This window comes from Roseococcus thiosulfatophilus, from assembly GCF_017311575.1.
GTDB lineage: Bacteria > Pseudomonadota > Alphaproteobacteria > Acetobacterales > Acetobacteraceae > Roseococcus > Roseococcus thiosulfatophilus.
This window is the reverse complement of record NZ_JAFFQY010000062.1, coordinates 50,770-68,938: the sequence shown is the minus strand read 5'-3', so window position 1 is coordinate 68,938 and position 18,169 is coordinate 50,770. Positions and strand designations below refer to the sequence as shown.

Below are 18,169 nucleotides of genomic sequence, written 5' to 3'. Positions count from 1 at the left end.
CCTCCCCTCATGGTGCAGTTCGGCCCCGCGCGCTATATCCCGGGCCATGACCGACACGCCCACCGTCGATTTCGGCTTCAAGACCGTCCCGGCCGAGGAAAAGGCCACGCTGGTGCGGGAGGTCTTCGACAGCGTCGCCCCCCGCTACGACGTGATGAACGACCTCATGTCGCTCGGCGTGCATCGCGTCTGGAAGCGCATCTTCATCAACGCCATCCAGCCGCGGCCGGGCGAGACGCTGCTCGACCTCGCGGGCGGCACGGGGGACATCAGCTTCCTGGCGCTGAAGGCCGGTGCGGGGCGCGTCATCTGCTCGGACATCAATGCCGAGATGCTGCAGGTGGGGCAGGGGCGCGCGCTGGAGCGCGGCTTCGCCCATGGCCTCTCCTTCCTCTGCGCCGATGCCGAGCATCTGCCCCTGCCGGATCGCAGTGTGGAGAAGGTCAGCATGGCCTTCGGCCTGCGCAACTGCACCGACAAGGACGCGGTGCTGCGCGAGGTGCGGCGCGTGCTGCGGCCTGGCGGGCGCTTCCACTGCCTGGAGTTTTCCAAGCTGGAAATCGCGGCGCTGGCGCCCCTCTACGACGCCTGGTCCTTCAAGGCGCTGCCGGCCATCGGCGGCCGCATCGCCAAGGACAGCGAGAGCTATCGCTATCTGGCCGAGAGCATCCGGACCTTCCCCGACCAGGCCACGCTGGCCCGCAAGATGGAGGCGGCGGGGCTGGAGCGCGTGGCGCACCGCAACCTTTCCGGCGGCATCGTCGCCATCCACACGGGCTGGAGGCTCTGAGGGCATGCCGTTTTCCGAGATGCAGAAGCGCATTGATGCGAGCTTCGCGCAGCAGGGCCTGATGCGCGTGATCGAGGCGCGCATCAGCGAGGTCGCCCCCGGCCGCTGCACCATCGAGGCGCCCTTTCGCAAGACGCTGACCCAGCAGCAGGGCTTCCTGCATGCGGGCGTGCTGACCACGCTGGCCGACAATGCCTGCGGCTATGCCACCCTCTCCCTCCTGCCGCCGGGGCAGGAGGTGCTGACCGCCGAACTGAAGGTGAATTTCCTCCGCCCGGCGCGCGGCGTGATGGCCATTGCCCGCGCCGAGGTGCTCAAGCCCGGCCGGACGCTGACGGTGGCGCGGGCGGAGGTCTGGATGCGGGCCGAGGATGGTTCGGAGGTTCTCTGCGCCGCCATGCAGGCCACGCTGGTGCCGTCGGCGATCATCTGATCCCCAACAAGTCGCCTTCGGCGCCTTGCCGGGGGCCCCGAATCGGCGTTGATCCTGGCAGGGTTCGTGCCGGCCACGGCAAAGCCGCGGCCGGTTTCATCGCGGGCCATCTGTCCAGGCGCGCGGGTTCTGGGAGGTTTCGTTGATCACGGGCAAGGCCAGGCTGGCGGGGGTGGCGGGGTGGCCCGTGTCGCATTCGCGTTCGCCCCGCATGCACAATCACTGGATCGCGGTGCATGGGCTGGATGCGGCCTATGTCCCGCTCGCCATCCCGCCCGAGCGTTTCGCCGAATGCGTTCGCGCGCTGGCCGCCTGCGGCTTTCGCGGCATGAACGTCACCATCCCGCACAAGGAAGCCGCCTTCGCCCTGTGTGACGAGGTCACGCCCCGCGCGCGCCGCGCCGGGGCCGTGAACACGCTGGTCTTCGCGGAGGACCGCATCACAGGCGACTGTACCGATGGCTTCGGCTTCCTCGCCTCGCTGGGCGGCTATGATCCCGCCTCCGGCCCCGCCGTGGTGCTGGGCGCGGGCGGGGCGGCGCGGGCCATCGCGGCCGCGCTGCTCGATGCCGGTGCGCCGCGGGTCACGCTGGTGAACCGCTCCCGCGCGCGGGCCGAGGCGCTTGCGGCTGCCCTGGCTGGCCCCGTGGACGTGGCCGAGGCGCCCCCGCTCGACGGCGCCGCCCTGCTGGTGAACGCCACCAGCCTCGGGATGGCCGGCCAGCCGCCGCTGGAACTGGACCTCGCCCCACTGCCACCCCACGCCCTGGTGGCCGACATCGTCTATGTGCCGCTGGAGACGCCGCTTCTGGCCGCCGCCCGGGCGCGCGGCCTGCGCGCCGTGGGTGGCCTCGGCATGCTGCTGCACCAGGCGCGGCCGGGCTTCGAGGCTTGGTTCGGCGTGCTGCCCGAGGTGGACCAGGCGCTCTTCGACATGCTGGCCGCGGACATCCCTGCACGATGAAAGTCTGGGGCCTCACCGGCAGCATCGGCATGGGCAAATCCACCGCCGCAGCCGCCTTCCGCCGCCTGCGCGTGCCGGTCTTCGACGCCGATGCCGCGGTCCACGCCCTGCAAGGCCCGCGCGGCCGGGCCGTTCGGCCCATCGAGGCCGAGTTTCCCGGCACTACCAACGCCCAGGGCGTGAACCGGGAGGCGCTGCGCCGCGCCGTCCTCGGCAACCCCGCCGCGCTGACCCGCCTGGAGCGCATCGTCCACCCGCTGGTGCGCGACGAGCAGCGCCGCTTCCTGGCCCGGGCCCGCGCGCGGGGCGCCTCGCTGGTGGTGCTGGACATCCCCTTGCTGTTCGAGACGCGGCGGGATTTGCGCGAATTCGACGCCATCCTGGTCGTCTCCGCCCCGCCTGCCGTGCAGCGCGCCCGGGTGCTGGCGCGCGGTGGCATGACCCCCGAAAGGCTCGACGCCATCCTCGCCCGCCAGATGCCCGACGCTGAGAAGCGCCGCCGGGCCACCCATGTCATCCGCACCGGCCTGTCGCGCCACCACGCCCAGGCCGCGGTGCGCCGCCTCGTGAAGGATGCGCGATGAGGGAGATCATCCTCGACACCGAGACCACCGGCTTCGAACCCAGCGAGGGCCACCGCGTCATCGAGGTCGCGGCCATCGAGGTGGTGAACCTGCTGCCCACGGGCCGCTTCTACCACGCCATCATTGACCCGCAGCGCGACGTGCCGCCCGAGGCCTCGCGCATCCATGGCTTCACGCGCGCGGACCTGGAGGGCAAGCCGCTCTTCGCCGAGCAGATGGACGCCATGCTGGCGTTCCTGGGCGACAGTCCCATCGTCGCCCACAACGCGGCCTTCGACTTCAAGCATCTGGATGCGGAGCTGGTGCGCGCCGGCCGCCCGCCACTCGATGGCACGCGGATGGTGGACAGCCTGGCGCTGGCCCGCGAACGCTTCCCCGGCGCGCCCAATAGCCTGGACGCGCTGTGCCGCCGCTTCGAAATTGATCTGAGCGAACGCACCACCCACAACGCGCTGCTCGATGTGCGCCTGCTGGCCCAGGTCTATCTGGAACTGCGCGGCGGGCGGCAGCTTGGCCTCACCCTGGGCGCGGCACCCTTCGCGACGGCCGCGCTGGTTCAGGCCACCGAGGCGGCGGCCCCGCGCACGCCCCGCCCCATCCAGGTCCCGGAGGAGCGCGTGGCGGTGCACGCCGCCTTCCTGGGCAAGCTCAAGGACCCTCTCTGGAATCGCCTCTGAATTCCGGCATCGTGGCGTGGCCCTCCGCCGCCACGCCGCGGCCGCGCAGCAGCACCGCCGCGCAGCGCAGGATGATGACGGCATCGCCCCAGGCCGTGACGCGCGCGGCATAGCGCGCATCCCATTCCAGCCTTTCCTCCCAGGGCACGGCGTTGCGGCCCATGGATTGCGCCAGGCCGCACAGCCCCGGGCGCACGCGAAGCCGTTCCGCCTGGCGGGGGGTGTAGCGCGGGGTATAGGCCGGCGGCAGCGGGCGCGGGCCCACCAGGCTCATCTCGCCGCGCAGCACGTTCACCAGCTGCGGAAGCTCGTCCAGGGCGGAGGCGCGCAGGGCGCGGCCGAGCGGCGTCAGGCGCTCGGCATCGCTGCCGGGGCCGTCGCGCATGCTGCGGAACTTCCACAGGGTGAAGGGCACGCCGCCTTGCCCCGCGCGCTCCTGCCGGAACAGTACTGGCCGGCCCAGCCGCCACCAGACCAGCAGGGCCACCGCCGCCAGGATCGGCGCCAGCAACAGAAGCAGGACCGCCGCCCCCGCCACGTCCAGCAGCCGCTTGCCGCCCGCGCTATACATGGCGGGGCAGGGCGTGGCGGGCCCGCGCCTCCACCCCCAGCGAGAGGGCGAGGCCCAGGGTGAACCACACCATCCGGTTGCCGAGGTCGGTCGAGACCATGGCCGAGAGCGCCACCGGCAGCCCGATGGCGAAGATCTCCGCCGCCCGTTCCGGCGCGACGCGCAAAGCCAGCCGCAGCGCCACGGCGGTGGCGCCCAGGAAGGTGACGCCCCACAACAGCAGCCCGACCGCGCCGCCCTCGACCAGCGCCTCCAGCGCGTGGTTGTGGGGGTGCAGGCCCCGGTCCAACCCCACCCCGATGGCCGGCGGAAAGCCGCCCGGACCAAGCCCCGCCCAGCCGCCGAGCCGCCAGGCCTCGGTCCAGAGCTGCCCGCGCGCGCTGTCCAGCGCCGGGCCGGGCCGCAGCAGCCGTTCCAGCGTGGCCAGCTGGTCGGAGAGCGCCGGCAGCACCCAGAGCGCGGCCAGCCCCGCGCCCCCCGCCACGCCCACCGCCCCCAGCCACAGCGCCGCGGCGCCGAACCGTCCCTGCAACAGGAAGAGCAGCACCGGCCCCGCCGCCACCGAGACGAGCAAGGCCAGGAAGGCCGCCCGCCCCCCCGGCAGCAGCGCCAGCGCGCCCAGCAGCAGCAGCACCAACCCCCAGCCGATCCGCGCCCGACCTGCCGACTGGGTGACGCGCAGCGCCACCAGCCCCCCCGCGCAGGCCAGCGCCAGCCCCACGATCTGATAGGCGACGCGCAGCCGCGTGGGGTCGCGCCCCACCTCGCCCCCCAGCACCAGGCTGCCGCGCCACAGCCCGAAGGCCACGGAGATCCCCACCACCAGCCCGATCACGATGGTTGCCGCCATGAAGCCCGCCCGCGCGCGGGCATCGGCGCCCAGCAGCAGGCCGGCCACGAGCATCAAAGGCCCCAGCAGAAGAATGTCGCGCAGCCGTTCCGTGGCGCTGGCGGGCCAGGGGCTCCAGGCGGCGGCCACCACCCACCACAGCCAGAGCAGGCCACAGCCCAGCAGCGGTGGGCCGAGCCAGGGCGAGAGCACCACCTCGCGCGCCGCCAGCAGCAGCACCAGCCCCGCCAATGTCGCGGCCAGCGCCAGCACGGTCAGGTCCACCGGCAGCCGCGCCAGGGCCTCCACGGCCTTCAGCGCGCCGGCGAAGTGCAGCACCGCCCCCGCCACCCCCGCCAAGAGGGCGAGGCCCGCGCTCATCCCGCGCGGTCGGCCCGTCCGCGCGTCAGCGCAGGTTCGCGCCGCAGGACAGGGCCGGGCGGCCAGGCCGCGAGGTTCGGCGCGGGGCGCGGGGCCGGCCCGCGCAGCAGCAGCAGCGCCGTCGCCCCCAGCAGCCCCGCCAGCGTGACGCCCACCGCCAGCAGCGCCAGCAGCAGCGGCCGGTTGGGCACGGAGGGCCGCAGCGCGGCGGCGGCCGGCGAGACGAGGCGCGCCGCAGCCGCCTCGTCGGCCGCCACCACCAGCGCCGCGCGCTGCTGCTGCGCCAGGAGTTCGTGCAGGGTGTTGCGGAGGAACAGGTCCTGCTCGGTGCGAAGCCGGGCTTCCAGCGCCAGGATGCGGCGCGAGGCGAGTTCGGCCAGCGTCTCGCGCACCCGCGCCTCGGCCGCCGCATGGATGCGCTCCAGCATCGCGAGCGCGAGCGCGCGGTCGCGATGGACGAGATCGAGCGTCCAGGTCACGGAGGTGAGCGAGGCCGTGGCGGCCAGGTTGCGCTCCAGATAGGCCTGCACGTCATCCACATCGGCCTCGATGCGCAGGCCGAGCCATTCCCGCACCGGCCCCAGCGGCGGCGCGGCGCGGCGTTCGGTGAGCGCGGCGAGGATGGGGGTGTCGCGCGCCACGGCCTGCGCCGTCTCCGGCGTGCGGAGTGCCGCGAGATAGACGGCGAAATTGCCGCCCGGCCGCTGGTCGAGCAGGGAGGGCTGGAGGAAGGGCGCCGGCGTCAGCAGGGCGGAGGTGGCGATGCCGGTGGTCTCGGCCGGGGCGACGACCAGCCGCGCCACATGGCTTTGCGGCCAGAGCCAGACGAGCGTGGCCAGCAGGGCGTAGCTGGTCGCGCCCAGGAGGAACATCCGCCCGCGCCAACGCCAAAGCCCCCGGAGAACATCATCCAGGCCCACAACACCCCGTCCAGGCCGGGTGGCCTGACCAACCTGGGATGTAATAACGCCATTCTCTAAGGTAAATGCAACCGAAAGCGTCAGGACAGGGTGATGCGGGTCTCGATCCGGGCGGGACCGGGACCCAGCGCCACCTCCAGGACCGGCGCGGGCGAGGCCTGGCCATAGGCGAGGCTCTCCTCGCCCATCACCAGGCGGTGGCGGAGCGGCTGGTCCGCGGTGACGTCGAGGCGCGCCATGGGGCTCGCCACGCCCGTCTCGGTCGGCCGCCATTCGCCCGGGGCGAGGCGCCAGCGCAGCACGGCCTCGCGGTGGGGGCCCGCGATGCTGTCGCGCACCGTCCAGACCCGGCCCTCGACCGTGACCTCGCGCGCATGGCGGCGGCCGCGATGGTCGCGCATCCAGCCGCCATCGGGCAGCGGCCCGGTGCGGGGCCAGCGGGCGAAGAGGAAGGTGCCGACGCGCGGCATCTGGTCCTCGCCGTCGAAGCCGATGGTGTTGTGCGCGGCCGTGCCCTGGAAGGCCGCGGCGCGGGCCGGGTCAGAAGGGTTGTAGGCGAAGCTGCCGCCATCGCGCAGCAGGTTCACCGGCCCGTCCCAGAGGTCCAGGTGCAGCAGGTCCGCATGGCCCGGACGGAAGCGCAGCGGCCCGGTGCGGAGGATGGCGCGCGCCCCCGCCTCGCTGCGGCCAAGGAAGCCCTGGCTTCGCCACTGCGCCTCCCGGAACAGGGGCGATTCGGGGCGCGGCAGGCCGAGCGCGGCGCAGCCGGGGTCATCGGGGAAGCCCGCCGTGGCGTCGCAGAACATCCGCGCCGCGCGCTCCACGCTGCCGCGCGCGTCATCGGGGCCGCAGCCCGAGAGGTCCGCCACGCAGCTGCCATCCTGGTGGCCGATGCGGGGCAGGGCGCCCGTCTGCCGGCAGGTCACGCGGTCCAGCCAGTCGGTCGCCGCACCCAGCCGGCCGCGCGCCTCGGGCGAGAGCGGCGGGCCGCCCATGCGCGTCCGCAGCCATTCGGTGACGGCCGCCACGTCCAGCATCATGCGGTGATAGGCGGGGCTGGGCTGGGCGAAGCTGCCATCGGGGTGGACGAGGCGTGCCACCGAGGCCTCGAAGCGCCGGGCGCCGCGCGCGGCCATGGCGGCGTCACCCAGGCTCAGCCCGCACAGCATCAGCCCCGCGGCCTCGCTGATCGGGTGGTTGTTGTCCTGCGCCATGGCATAGGCGGGGTTGGCGGCGATGCGTCGCGCCAGGGCCGTCACCACCTCCGCCGGCGCCGCCACGCGGGCGATCTGCGCGGCCAGCAGCAGGTGCAGGGCCCGCAGCGCGGCCTCCTGGCCGCACAGCCAGAGGGGGCCGCGAAAGGGCGGGTGGGCCGCCAGCCAGGCGCGGGCCTCCTCCATGGCGCGCGCGCCTTCGCCGGCGAGGGCCAGGGCAGGCAGCCCGGCCCAGCGATGCGTCTCCCACAGTGGGCGCAGATCCTCCTCGCCCAGCGTGTCGGTGTGGGTGAGGCCCGGCAGGGCGCGGCGCAGCCGGCGCCTGGCCCAGGGCCCCCGGCCGAGCAGCGCCAGCGCGACCGGCCTGAGGCCCAGCTGCCGCGCGGCGCTCAACCTCAGGAGCCAGACCGATTGCGACATGCAGGGGTGGAATGCGCGCGGGAAGGTTGCATCAGGCATAAATTTCCATGCAAGAATTGCCGTCAACAGGAAAGAAAGTCTTGTCGTGTTACCCTTCAGGTTCACCGTTCTTGGGACATGGCTTCTTCTTAACCTGATATGGGGGGTTTCGGCACCTGTCATCGCGCAATCGGCGCTGGTGGGTCCGCCCAGCCTGCCGCCGAACCTGGCCGCGCCGCTACCGCAGACCCTGCCGGGCGGGGCGCCCGTGCCCGGACTGCCGCCCGCCGCGCAGCAGGAGATTCTCCAGCGGCTGCTCGATGCCGGGGCGGGGCGGGCCATGGGCGGCGCCCCGCCGCAACCGCAGGGCGTGGCCCCGGCGCAGCCGCGCCAGGCCGCGCCGCCGGCGCCCCTGCCGCCCGCCTTTCCGCAGGCTCCCGCCCAGGTGGAAGCGCCCTTCTCGCCCGTGGAGCAGTTCTTCGCCGGCCGCCTGACCACGCCGCTGCGCCAATTCGGCTATGACAGCTTCGCCGCCGGGCCGCCCGGCACGCCCGGCTTCGGGGCCACCCCGGATGACTACGTCATCGGCCGTGATGACGAGGTCATCATCGCCTTTCGCGGCCGCGCCCGCAGCACGCTGAACCTGCGCGTGACGCGCGAGGGCATGCTGATCCTGCCCGACCTGCTGCCCATCGTCGCCGCGGGCCGCACCCTGCGCGACCTTCGGGGGGAACTCGAAGCCCGCGCGCAACGTGAACTCCAGGGCAGCGAGGTCTTCGTGACCCTCGGCCAGATGCGCCAGGTGACGGTCTTCGTGGGCGGCGAGGTGGGGCGGCCGGGGGTTGTCACCCTTTCGCCGCTCGGCAATGTGCTGGATGCGCTGGTGGCGGCGGGCGGCGTGCGGCCCACCGGCACGCTGCGGAACATCCGCGTGGAGGGTGGCCAGGGCCGGCGGCGGGTGGACCTCTACCCCGTCATCGCCGGCGAGGGGGAGGCGCCAGACCTCTCCCTGCGCGAGGGCGAGCGCATCCTGGTGCCGCCCATCGGCGGCGTGGTGGCGCTCGGCGGCGAGGTGGCGCGGCCGGCCATCTATGAACTGCCCGCGGGGGCCACCAGCGCGCCGCTGGGCGAGATGCTGCGCTTCGCGGGCGATGCGCTGCGCCCCGCCGGCAACCGCTATTTGCTGGAGACCACCGACCCCGAGGGCCGGCGCGCCTTCCGCGAGATCAGCCTGGGCAGCCCCCTGCGCCGGGGCGATGCGCTGCTGGTCCAGCCGGGCTCGGACGTGCAGTCGCAGCAATTGCGCCTCTCGGGCCATGTGGTGCAGCCCACGACGCGGGCGCTGGGCGGGCGAGGCGCCACGCTGCGCGGGCTGCTGGCCGATTCGCGCATGGTCCGCCCCGACCCCTATGCGCGCATGGGCGTGATCCAGCGCGTGGACCCGCGCACGCGCGGCCGGCGCTTCCAGCCCTTCGACCTGGCCGCCGTGCTGCAAGGCCGCGCCAACCTGCCGCTGGCCGAGGGCGACGAGGTCATCATCATCTCGATGGCGGACATCGCCTGGCTCGCCTCGCCCTCGGTGCAGCGGGCCTTGCGCGGCGAGGTGGGCGGCGCCGTGCCCGCCCCGGGCCTGCCCGTGGCGCTGCCGCAGCCGCGCGGAGGTTCCGGCTTTGCGACGCCGCCCGTGCCCGAGCCGCAGCCCGGCCTGGAATGCCCGGCGCTGACGCAATTGGCCGTCGCCGCGCGCTCCTCGCCGCAGCGCTTCGCCCATGCGCGGGTGGCGGGCTTCCCCGACATCGGCGCCACGCCCTGCCCGCAGCTGTTCATTGACCAGCCCGGTCTGCTGCCCTTCCTGCTGGACCAGTCGGTGCTGCTCTCGGGCGAGGCGGGGCTGCCCGGCCTCTACCCCATCATGGACAACACGGGCCTCGACGCGTTGCTGGCGGTCGCCGGCAATGTGACCGACACGGCCGACCTCTCCTCGGTGGAACTGGCGCGGGAACCGGCGGACCAGACCAGCGCCATCCCGCTCAGCCGCCAGGTGCTGGACCTGCGCAGCCGCAACTTCGCGGCCGTGCGCCTGTCGCCGCGCGACGGCATCCGCATTCCGCGCGGCTTCGGCGACCGTGACAGCGGGCCGGTGACGCTGATGGGCGAGTTCCTGCGGCCCGGCGTTTATGAGATCCGGCGCGGGGAGCGGCTGTCGGAGGTCATTGCCCGGGCCGGCGGCCTCACCCCCCAGGCCTACCCCTATGGCGCCGTCTTCACGCGGGAGAGTGTCCGCAACCGCCAGCAGGAAGGATTCCAACGCACGGCGCGCGAGATGGAGCAGGGCCTGTTGCAGATGGCCGCCGGCCAGGCCGTGATCGGCAGCGGGCGGGGCGGGGGCGGCACGGATGTCTCGGGCGCCATCGCCGCCGGGCGCGAGATGGCGGCCGCCCTGCGCGAGGCCCGCGCCGCCGGGCGCATGGTGGTGGAGGCCAACCCCGTGGTGCTGGCCGGGCGCCCGGACCTGGACGTGCTGCTCGAACCCGGCGACCTCATCATGATGCCCAAGCGGCCCAATGAGGTGACGGTGGTGGGCGCGGTGCAGAACCCGGGTTCGCTGCAATTCACCTCGGGCTGGCGGGCGACGCGCTATGTGGAGGCGGCGGGCGGGCTGCAACGCTTCGCCGACCAGGGGCGCGCCTTCCTGGTGCTGCCCAATGGCCAGGCGGTGCCGGCGGGGCTGGGCGCCTGGCAGCAGGGCGGCCCGCCCGTGCCGCCGGGCAGCTTGGTGATCGTGCCCAACGACCCCTCGCCCTTCGAGCGCTGGGGCTTTCTGCGGGACATCACCCAACTGGCCAGCCAGGTGGCGATTTCGGCGGCCGCGCTGGCTGTCATCTCCCGAGGGAGATGACAGCTTTTTTCGCCCTCAGGCGCCGGGCGCGCGCTCCGCGCGCTTGGCTGCGCGCCGCGCGCTGGCGCGCCAAGCCATGAGGGCGCTCTGGGCGCGCCGGCCGCCTTGCGGCCGGTGGGTTGTCGGGGCCGCTCTGCTTGTGGGGCTGCTTCCGCTGCCCGCCCTCGCCCAGGACGGCTTCCAGCCCACCGGCTCCAATTTCGGCCGCGTGGGCCTGCTGGAAATGCCGAACGCCCGCTTCCGCCCGGACGGCACCATCGAGACGGGCATCGCCATCCGCCGCCAGCGCTCCTTCTGGACGGTGAACTTCCAGGCGCTGCCCTATCTGGAGACCACCTTCCGCCTGACCGAGCGCCTGAACGCCACCTTGGGCCGCGGCACCAGCAATGACCGTGCCTTCGACCTGAAGCTGCGCCTCTGGGAAGAGGATGAATGGATGCCGGCGCTGGCCATCGGCCTGCAGGACCTGATCGGCACCGGCATCTACCAGGGCGAGTACATCGTGGCCTCCAAGCGCTTCTGGGGCCTGGACGCGACGGTGGGGCTGGGCTGGGGGCGGCTCGCCACCGGCGCGGATTTCGAGAACCCGCTGGGCCGGGTGGACCGCCGCTTCCTCACGCGCCCGCGCGGCGTGGGGGCGGGCGGCACCGTCTCGGCCAATTCCTTCTTCCGGGGAGGGCGCGTGGGGGTCTTCGCGGGGCTGGAATACTCCATCCCTCCCATCACCACCCCCTGGGGCGAGATCGAGGGGCTGCGCGCCAAGATCGAATACTCCGCCGATTCCCTGCGCGATGAGCGCGGCGGCTTTCCGGGGCCGCGCCGCAACGCGCGGGGCGATGCGGCCTCGCGCATCAATGCCGGGCTGCAATGGCAGCCCAACCGGCACCTGGACCTGGGCCTCTCCTTCCTGCACGGCACGGACCTGCTGGTGCGCGCCTCGCTGCGCCTGCACCCCGACGACCCGCCCGACCTGCCGCGCCGCCCCCCACCGCCCATGCTGGCGCGGCCCGAGCCGGTGCCGGAGAGCATCGCACCCCCCGTCGCCGCGCCCCCCGGCACCCCCGCCGTGCGGATGGTGGCCGCGCTCGCCGGGGGCGTGGGCGGTGGCGCGCGCCCGGGCATCACGGGTGGCAGCCCGCGCAATGCGGTCGTGGCGGCGCGCCTCTTTCCCGCGCTGCGCGCCGCGGGCTTCACGCCGCTCGCCTTGGACCTCGACGGCGCCGAGGCGCGCATCCATGTCGCGGGCGGGCCCTTCCGCACCCTCGCGCAATCCACCGCCCGCGTGGTCCGCGCCGCCCAGCCGCACCTCCCGCCCGAAGTCGAGCGCCTGCGCCTGGTGTTCGAGCATGAGGGCGCCGTCACCGCCCGCCTGGTCACGCTGCGGACGGGCTTCGAGGCGCTGGCCCGCCACCAGGGCAGCGCCGAGGAGATCTACGCCCTCACCACCCTGCTGCCCGCCGCCGCCGAGCACCGCGCGGGCGAGGCGCGCGCCGCCACGCCGCGCTTCAGCTGGGGCATTGAGCCGCGCCTGAACCTCCAGGTGGGTGACCCGCAGACCTCGGTGCGCTGGCAGGCGGGCATCGCGGCGGGCGGGCGGATCGGGCTCGGCTGGAACATGGGCCTGGCCGGCGCGGTGGAGCAGCGCATCGCCGGCAATCTGGGCGGCGGGCTGCCCAGCGATTCCGTCCTGCCCCGCGTCCGCAGCGACTTCGCGCGCTATGCCAGGGCAGGGTCCACCACCATCCCGGCGTTGTATCTGGAGCGGCTGTGGAACCCGGCGCCGGATGTCTTCGCGCGCGTCACGGGCGGGTATCTGGAACCCATGTTCGGCGGCATCTCCGCCGAAATCCTCTGGCGCCCGCAGGACCGTCCCTGGGCGGTGGGCATCGAGGTCGCGCATGTGGCGCAGCGCGGCTACCGGCAGCTCTTCGACACGCTGGGCTACAGCGTCACCACGGGCCATGTGTCGTTCTACGCGGACCTGCCCTGGCACAACCTCTATGGCGTGCTGCGGGCCGGGCGGTACCTCGCGGGCGACTGGGGCGGGACCATCGAGCTCGGCCGGCGCTTCGACAGCGGCATCGAGGTGGGCGGCTTCGCCACCCTGACCAATGTCCGCTTCCGCGACTTCGGCGAGGGCAGCTTCGACAAGGGCATCTATGTGCGCGTGCCCTTCGACTTCCTGGGGCTGGAAACCCGCTCCCGCGCCAACCTCAACATCCGCCCCGTGCAGCGCGATGGCGGGCAGCGCCTGTCGGTGGACAATGGGCTGTGGGGTGTGACGCGCGACGGGCGGGCAGCGGCGCTGCGGGCGGGCTATGTGGGGTTCGGGCGATGACGCCGTGGCGCGAGCTTGTCTCGGGGTTGGCCAGGGTGCTGCCCGCGTTGCTGGGCGGGGCGGCCCTGTTGCTGCTGCTGCTGTTCCTGCTGGCGCAATGGCCGGGCGGGCCGTTCCTGCTCGGCGCCGCGCTGTCCCTGCCGCTGGCGGCGCTGCTGGCGTGGTTGCTGGTCGAGGCCTGGCGCAGCGGCATCATCCCCGGCCGGCCCCATCACACGCGGCGTGCCTCGCAACCGGCGCTCTTTGCCCTGCTCTTCGCCGTGCAGGCGCTGAGCGCGCTGGGCCTCGCCTGGATCGGGGTGTGGTGCCTGTGGCGACTTGTGGCGCGGCCCTGACGTCAGCCCGGCGCCGCCGGCTCCAGCCGCTGCGCGATCGCTCGCGCCAGGTCGCGGAAGGCGCCGGCGCGGGGGCTGCGCGGCCGCCAGGCCAGCGCGAGGGTGCGGGCGGGCACCGCCTCGCCCGCCGCATCGGCCACCAGGGGGCGCAGCACCAGCTCCGTGCCCGCCAGCACACCGCCCTCGGCGGCCAGGCGCGGCAGCAGCGTGACGCCCAGGCCGCCGGCCACCATCTGCACCAGCGTGTGCAGCGAGGTGGCGGCGAAGCCCTCATGGGCGCTGATGCCGCGCGGCAGGCCGCAGGCCTCCTGCGCCTGGGCGCGCAGGCAATGGCCATCCTCCAGCAGCAGCACCGTCTCGGCGGCCAGGGCGCAGAGGCGAACCTCGGGCTGGGCGGCCAGCCGGTGGCCAGGGGGCAGGGCCAGCAGGAAGGGGTCGCGGCCGATGGGTTCCATCTCCGCCGCCGCGCAGTCGCAGGGCAGGGCCAGCAGCAGCAGGTCGAGCTTGCCGGCGTCGAGCTGGCCCATCAGCCGCTCGGTCATGTCCTCGCGCAGGTAGAGCTTCAGGCGCGGGAAGGCGGCGCGCAGGGCGGGCATCAGGCGCGGCAGCAGGAAGGGGCCGATGGTCGGGATCACGCCCAGGCGCAGCGGGCCGGACAGCGGGTCGCGCCCCGACGCGGCGCTTTCCGCCACCGCCTCAAGTGCGGCCAGCGCCACGCGGGCGCGCGCCACCACCTCCAGCCCCGTGGGCGTGAAGACCGGGCGCTTGGACGCGCCGCGTTCGATCAAGGTGGCGTCGAGCTGCCTCTCCAGCGCCAGCAGCCCGGCGGAGAGGGTGGATTGCGTCACCGCGCAGGCCGCCGCCGCCCGGCCGAAATGCCCGTGGTCGGCCAGCGCGGTGAGGTAGCGAAGCTGCTGCGGCGAGGGGAGGATCATCTCCTTCACCCATGATCCCGCGATGCAGCATCGGTCAAGCGTGCACGCGGGGCGCATCCGGGGCAGGCTGCGCGGCATGGACCCGGTCGCCCGCGACTACGATGCCGTCGCCGCCGCCTACCGCCGGGAGGTTTCCGGCGAACTGGCGCACAAGCCCATGGACCGCGATTGGCTGCGAGGGTTCGCCCGCGCCATGGCCGGGCGGGGCCTGGAAAATGAGGCCGGGCGTGGCCTGGGGAAAGAGGCCGGGCGTGGCCTGGTGGGCGATGTCGGGTGCGGGCCAGGCCATGTCACGGCCTTTCTCGCCGAGGAGGGTGTGGAGGTGCTGGGCCTCGACCTTTCGCCCGGCATGGTGGAGACCGCCCGCGCCGCCCATCCGGGCTTGCGCTTCGAGGTGGGGGACCTGCGGACCCTCGACGCCGCCCCGGGCCGCTTCGCCGGGCTGCTCGCCATGTATTCGCTGATCCATCTGGAGGGCGCCGATCTGCCCCGTGCGCTCGCCGCCTGCCATGCCGCGCTGCGCCCGGGCGGGCAGTTCCGCGCGGCGGTGCACCTGGGCGAGGGGGTGCTGCGGCCAGGGCGGATGTGGGGGGTGGAGGTGGGTCTGGGCTTCCGCCTCTTCGCCCCCGGCGAAGTTGAGGCCGCGCTGCGGGCGGCGGGCTTCACCCTGCTCGAAAGCCGTGCCCGTCCGCCCGTGCCCGGCCACGAGTACCCCAGCCAGCGCGGCTATGTGATCGCCCGGCGCTGAGCGGGCCTTCGCAAAGCTGGAAAGTCGGGGACGGCGCGTTCTAGGCTTCGTGCCACCGCAAGGACGGGGCACGACACCCGTCCAGGGAGGAACGAGACATGGCGCAGCGCCCCTTGCCGGCGATGCCCCGGCGCGGCCCCGCGGCGCCCGCCGCGCGGGGTCGGCTGGTCGTCACCGGCGACATCACCTGCCTGACCCGCGCGCGGCTTTTCGCGGAGCGTGGGAAGGCCACGCCGCTCTGGCTGCGCCTGCCGGACGAGGAGGATGCGGGGTTTCCGCCGGCGCCGCTCACCCTCACGCTGCACACGGAGGAGGGCCCCTGGGAGGTCAAGCTGCGGCGCCTGCCGGTGGAATTCCTGCGCCGCCCCGATCAGCGCACCGCCTTCCACGAAGCGGCGGTCCAGGGCCCGGCGGCGCTGTGGGAGTTCTGCGCCCGGCACCCCGCGACGCTGCACGCCATCCTGCACGGCTTCGCGGATGCGGCCTGGCCCGCCTCCTGGCGCGCCGCGCCGCTGTTCGGGGAGGAGGCCTATGCGCTGGAGCGGAACGGCCGCCAGCTCTGGTGCCGGCTGCATCTGCTGCCGTTGCAGGGGGAAGGGGCCGATGAGGGGCTGGAGCCGCGCGCCCTGTTCGGCGCGCTGGCCCGGGGCGCGCCCGCCCGCTGGCGGCTCTCCGTGCAGATCATGTCCGAGGCCGAGGCGCGCGAGGCGCCCTTCGACGCCTTCGACGCCACACGCCTGTGGCCCATCGCGCGCTGGCCGCTGATCGAGGTGGGCCTGGTCGCGCTGGAGGGGCGGCTGGACATCGCGCCCCGCCTCGCCGCGCAGCCTGCCTTGCCCGGCATCGCGCTCGCCCCCCGCGCGCCACGGCGGCCTGGCGCGGGAGAGCCGCCCGCCGGCCCCTTCTACCGCGGGCTGGAGGACGCCGAGCGCGCAAGGCTGATGGACCGGCTGGCCGCCGCCCTGCACGGCCTGCCGGAGGCGACCACGCGCCGGCTGCTCGAGGTTTGCGCGGCGGCTGATGCGGAACTGGGCGCGGGAATGCTGCGCCGCCTGCGCCCACGCCCCTTCCTGCGGGCGGCCGAATAGCGCGTTCCACAACCCATGGCTGTGGCGCCGAATAAGCTTGCACCCATCGCCCCGGTTTCGCTTCCATGACGCTTGATCAATGGAGGCCTGCTCATGCACCGGCGTTCCCTTCTCACCACCGGCGCGGCCCTGGCCGTGCCCGCGGCGGCGCCAACCCGCCGCCCCCGCGCCGCCGAACCCGTGGACGTGCTGCTGGTGCTGGCGGTGGATGTCTCGCGTTCCATCGACGAGGAGGAGGCCCGGCTGCAGCGCGAGGGCTACCGCGAGGCGCTGGGCGACCCGCGCGTGGTCGAGGCCATCGGCCGCGGCATGATCGGCGCCATCGCCGTCGCCTATGTCGAGTGGGCGGGCATCGAGTACCAGCGCCTGATCCTGCCCTGGATGCGCATCGCGACCCAGGCCGACGCCGACCGATGGGTGGACGCGCTGGCCGAGGCACCGCGCAACTCCATTTCCTGGACCTCGATCTCGGGCGCGATCGACTTCTCGCGCCGCGTGCTCGCCGAGGCGCCCTTCGAGGGCACCCGCCGCGTCATTGATGTCTCGGGCGACGGGGTGAACAATTCCGGGCGCCCGTCCGAGTTGGCGCGGGACGAGGCGGTGGCCGAGGGCATCGTCATCAACGGCCTGCCCATCGTGAACGACCGCCCCACCTTCGGCCGCATGCCGCCCGTGCCGCTGGACCAGTACTACGCGCAGAACGTGATCGGCGGGCCCGGCGCCTTCATGATCGTCGCCGAGGATTTCAACGTCTTCGCCCAGGCCGTGCGCCGCAAGCTGATCCGCGAGATCGCCTGAGGGGCTTCGGCTTGACGGCGCGCGCGGGGCGGCCGGATATGGCGGCATGGACGCAGAGAACGGCGCCGGCGCGCCCCCCCGGCTGAGCCGCGCCCTCGTGCGCTGGACCTATCGCTTCGTGCTGGGCCGGGAGCCCGAGAGCGAGGCGGTGCTGGCCGCCTGGGCCGGCAGTGACGACTTCACCGGCCTGCGCGAGGGCGTGCTGAACAGCCCCGAATTCATCACCCACGCGATGGGCGGCTTCGTGGAGCGCGGCGGCTGGGCGCTCGGCCCCGTGACGCCCGAGGCGGTGGCGGCGCTGCTGGCGCTGCGCGATGGCGTGCAGCCGGCGCCCGACGCCGTGGCGGCCGCCCGCGCGGCCTGCTCCGATCTGCGCCGCCTGCGTCGCCTGCTGCTGGAGGCGCCGGAAGTCCTGGCGCGGCTGCCCGCCCTGCCGGCGCCCGCGGAGCGCGCTTTGCACCTTTCGGGCCGCAGCTTCGCCCTGCGCGCGCCCGCCGATGCGCCCGGCATGGCCGATTTTCCCGGCGCGGCGCCGCTCCTGGCGCGGCTGCTGCGCGCCGCCCTGCCCGAGGGCGGGGATGGCGCCGTGATCCTGGATGACGGGGCGGGCATCGGCCTGTCGCTGCTGGGCCTGGCCGCCGGCGCGCCGGGCCATGCGGCGCTGCTCGGCTTCGAGGCGGATCTGCACGCGGCCGCGCTGCTCTCGGCCCATATCGCGGCCAATGACCTGCCGCGCGCGCGGGCGCTGGCCGTGCCGCTGGAGGATCCGGAGGCGCTGCTGGCGCGGGAAGGGCTCTCGCGCCTCGATGTGCTGCGCTTGGCGGGGCCGGGAGTGGGTGCGCGGCTCGCCGCCTGGGCGCCGGCCCTGGCCGCGCGCGGCACGCTGCTGGTGGCGGAATTCGACCTGGCCGAGGCCCTGGCCGTCCCCGCCACCCATCCCCGCGCCGTGGTCGAGGCCTGGCGCGCGCTCTACCCCCACGCCACCGCCTTCACGCCGGAAGGCGAGGCCTATGGGCTGGAGGATGACGGCGCCGTGACCCAATTCCTGCTGGGCGCGCTGGCGCGCAATGGGCGCGCGGACATGCTGGTGCTGTCCACCCGGCCGGACTGGCGTGCGAAGCACAACGCCACCTAAGATTAAGAATTTGCGATGTGAAAGCACGCGATTTGGCTTTCATCCGCCACAGTTTCGCCCCAGCCGCGGAGCTGGCGTCAACCCTGGGTTCGATCATCTCTCCGTCGGGTCATTGGGATCCGGTGGCGTAC

Annotated in this window: 17 protein-coding genes; 12 read left to right on the top strand and 5 right to left on the bottom strand. The window is 74.0% G+C overall.

Annotation, left to right across the window (positions count from 1 at the left end):
• Positions 1-46 precede the first annotated feature (46 nt).
• From JTN19_RS17200 to dnaQ, 5 genes are all read left to right on the top strand, one after another.
• Positions 47-790 carry a class I SAM-dependent methyltransferase gene (locus tag JTN19_RS17200; protein ID WP_191085831.1) on the top strand — a complete coding sequence of 248 codons (744 nt, stop codon included), beginning with the start codon at positions 47-49 and terminating at the stop codon, positions 788-790.
• A gap of 4 nt (positions 791-794) precedes the next feature.
• Positions 795-1,223 carry a PaaI family thioesterase gene (locus JTN19_RS17195; RefSeq protein ID WP_191085830.1) on the top strand — a complete coding sequence of 143 codons (429 nt, stop codon included), beginning with the start codon at positions 795-797 and terminating at the stop codon, positions 1,221-1,223.
• A 142-nt stretch (positions 1,224-1,365) separates the two neighbouring features.
• A complete protein-coding gene (locus JTN19_RS17190; protein WP_206935169.1) occupies positions 1,366-2,187 on the top strand; it encodes a shikimate dehydrogenase in 822 nt (273 codons plus the stop codon).
• Entirely contained in the window at positions 2,184-2,771 is a 588-nt protein-coding gene (gene coaE, locus JTN19_RS17185; RefSeq protein ID WP_206935166.1) for a dephospho-CoA kinase, read from the top strand. Before JTN19_RS17190 ends, coaE begins: the two co-directional genes overlap by 4 nt.
• The gene (gene dnaQ / locus JTN19_RS17180; protein WP_206935164.1) at positions 2,768-3,448 is read left to right on the top strand and encodes a DNA polymerase III subunit epsilon; all 681 of its coding nucleotides are present in this window, start codon (positions 2,768-2,770) and stop codon (positions 3,446-3,448) included. The genes coaE and dnaQ overlap by 4 nt, the downstream gene beginning before the upstream one ends.
• Here dnaQ and JTN19_RS17175 read toward each other — a convergent pair.
• From JTN19_RS17175 to JTN19_RS17160, 4 genes are all read right to left on the bottom strand, one after another.
• Positions 3,420-4,019: a sugar transferase gene (locus JTN19_RS17175; RefSeq protein ID WP_206935162.1), complete on the bottom strand. Its 600-nt coding sequence runs from the start codon at positions 4,017-4,019 to the stop codon at positions 3,420-3,422. The genes dnaQ and JTN19_RS17175 overlap by 29 nt on opposite strands.
• A complete protein-coding gene (locus tag JTN19_RS17170; protein WP_206935160.1) occupies positions 4,012-5,229 on the bottom strand; it encodes an O-antigen ligase family protein in 1,218 nt (405 codons plus the stop codon). The genes JTN19_RS17175 and JTN19_RS17170 overlap by 8 nt, the downstream gene beginning before the upstream one ends.
• Positions 5,226-6,101: a hypothetical protein gene (locus JTN19_RS17165; protein WP_206935158.1), complete on the bottom strand. Its 876-nt coding sequence runs from the start codon at positions 6,099-6,101 to the stop codon at positions 5,226-5,228. The genes JTN19_RS17170 and JTN19_RS17165 overlap by 4 nt, the downstream gene beginning before the upstream one ends.
• Positions 6,102-6,229: 128 nt before the next feature.
• Positions 6,230-7,783: a heparinase II/III domain-containing protein gene (locus JTN19_RS17160; RefSeq protein ID WP_206935156.1), complete on the bottom strand. Its 1,554-nt coding sequence runs from the start codon at positions 7,781-7,783 to the stop codon at positions 6,230-6,232.
• A gap of 178 nt (positions 7,784-7,961) precedes the next feature.
• Between JTN19_RS17160 and JTN19_RS20455 the strand changes: the two genes are divergently transcribed.
• The 3 genes from JTN19_RS20455 to JTN19_RS17145 all read left to right on the top strand — a co-directional run bounded on the left by JTN19_RS20455 (position 7,962) and on the right by JTN19_RS17145 (position 13,334).
• Positions 7,962-10,661 (top strand): polysaccharide biosynthesis/export family protein, encoded by a 2,700-nt coding sequence (locus tag JTN19_RS20455; RefSeq protein WP_340643358.1) that lies wholly within the window; start codon positions 7,962-7,964, stop codon positions 10,659-10,661.
• Between the two features lie 139 nt (positions 10,662-10,800).
• Entirely contained in the window at positions 10,801-12,999 is a 2,199-nt protein-coding gene (locus JTN19_RS17150; RefSeq protein WP_340643357.1) for a YjbH domain-containing protein, read from the top strand.
• The gene (locus JTN19_RS17145; RefSeq protein WP_206935149.1) at positions 12,996-13,334 is read left to right on the top strand and encodes a hypothetical protein; all 339 of its coding nucleotides are present in this window, start codon (positions 12,996-12,998) and stop codon (positions 13,332-13,334) included. The genes JTN19_RS17150 and JTN19_RS17145 overlap by 4 nt, the downstream gene beginning before the upstream one ends.
• A gap of 2 nt (positions 13,335-13,336) precedes the next feature.
• On the opposite strand, the gene JTN19_RS17140 is transcribed toward JTN19_RS17145, so the two are convergent.
• On the bottom strand, positions 13,337-14,269 hold the full coding sequence (locus JTN19_RS17140) for a hydrogen peroxide-inducible genes activator (protein ID WP_206935147.1): 933 nt from the start codon (positions 14,267-14,269) through the stop codon (positions 13,337-13,339).
• Positions 14,270-14,291: 22 nt separating this feature from the next.
• On the opposite strand from JTN19_RS17140, the gene JTN19_RS17135 reads away from it, so the two are divergent.
• The 4 genes from JTN19_RS17135 (at position 14,292) to JTN19_RS17120 (ending at position 18,038) form a co-directional block, all read left to right on the top strand.
• On the top strand, positions 14,292-15,017 hold the full coding sequence (locus JTN19_RS17135) for a class I SAM-dependent methyltransferase (RefSeq protein WP_206935145.1): 726 nt from the start codon (positions 14,292-14,294) through the stop codon (positions 15,015-15,017).
• A 98-nt stretch (positions 15,018-15,115) separates the two neighbouring features.
• Positions 15,116-16,105 carry a catalase gene (locus tag JTN19_RS17130; RefSeq protein ID WP_206935142.1) on the top strand — a complete coding sequence of 330 codons (990 nt, stop codon included), beginning with the start codon at positions 15,116-15,118 and terminating at the stop codon, positions 16,103-16,105.
• Between the two features lie 93 nt (positions 16,106-16,198).
• Positions 16,199-16,903: a DUF1194 domain-containing protein gene (locus JTN19_RS17125; RefSeq protein ID WP_206935139.1), complete on the top strand. Its 705-nt coding sequence runs from the start codon at positions 16,199-16,201 to the stop codon at positions 16,901-16,903.
• Positions 16,904-16,949: 46 nt separating this feature from the next.
• On the top strand, positions 16,950-18,038 hold the full coding sequence (locus JTN19_RS17120; RefSeq protein ID WP_206935137.1) for a hypothetical protein: 1,089 nt from the start codon (positions 16,950-16,952) through the stop codon (positions 18,036-18,038).
• Positions 18,039-18,169: the final 131 nt, after the last annotated feature.

What these genes read in the sequence shown, in the direction of transcription:
- JTN19_RS17195 (WP_191085830.1), top strand. Translation starts at nt 795, where the DNA reads ATGCCGTTTTCCGAGATGCAGAAGCGCATTGATGCGAGCTTCGCGCAG.
- JTN19_RS17145 (WP_206935149.1), top strand. Translation starts at nt 12,996, where the DNA reads ATGACGCCGTGGCGCGAGCTTGTCTCGGGGTTGGCCAGGGTGCTGCCC.
- JTN19_RS17140 (WP_206935147.1), bottom strand. Translation starts at nt 14,269, where the DNA reads ATGATCCTCCCCTCGCCGCAGCAGCTTCGCTACCTCACCGCGCTGGCC.
- dnaQ (WP_206935164.1), top strand. Translation starts at nt 2,768, where the DNA reads ATGAGGGAGATCATCCTCGACACCGAGACCACCGGCTTCGAACCCAGC.
- JTN19_RS17135 (WP_206935145.1), top strand. Translation starts at nt 14,292, where the DNA reads ATGCAGCATCGGTCAAGCGTGCACGCGGGGCGCATCCGGGGCAGGCTG.
- JTN19_RS17175 (WP_206935162.1), bottom strand. Translation starts at nt 4,019, where the DNA reads ATGTATAGCGCGGGCGGCAAGCGGCTGCTGGACGTGGCGGGGGCGGCG.
- JTN19_RS17170 (WP_206935160.1), bottom strand. Translation starts at nt 5,229, where the DNA reads ATGAGCGCGGGCCTCGCCCTCTTGGCGGGGGTGGCGGGGGCGGTGCTG.
- JTN19_RS17120 (WP_206935137.1), top strand. Translation starts at nt 16,950, where the DNA reads ATGGACGCAGAGAACGGCGCCGGCGCGCCCCCCCGGCTGAGCCGCGCC.
- JTN19_RS17130 (WP_206935142.1), top strand. Translation starts at nt 15,116, where the DNA reads ATGGCGCAGCGCCCCTTGCCGGCGATGCCCCGGCGCGGCCCCGCGGCG.
- coaE (WP_206935166.1), top strand. Translation starts at nt 2,184, where the DNA reads ATGAAAGTCTGGGGCCTCACCGGCAGCATCGGCATGGGCAAATCCACC.
- JTN19_RS17125 (WP_206935139.1), top strand. Translation starts at nt 16,199, where the DNA reads ATGCACCGGCGTTCCCTTCTCACCACCGGCGCGGCCCTGGCCGTGCCC.
- JTN19_RS17160 (WP_206935156.1), bottom strand. Translation starts at nt 7,783, where the DNA reads ATGTCGCAATCGGTCTGGCTCCTGAGGTTGAGCGCCGCGCGGCAGCTG.
- JTN19_RS17165 (WP_206935158.1), bottom strand. Translation starts at nt 6,101, where the DNA reads ATGTTCCTCCTGGGCGCGACCAGCTACGCCCTGCTGGCCACGCTCGTC.
- JTN19_RS17200 (WP_191085831.1), top strand. Translation starts at nt 47, where the DNA reads ATGACCGACACGCCCACCGTCGATTTCGGCTTCAAGACCGTCCCGGCC.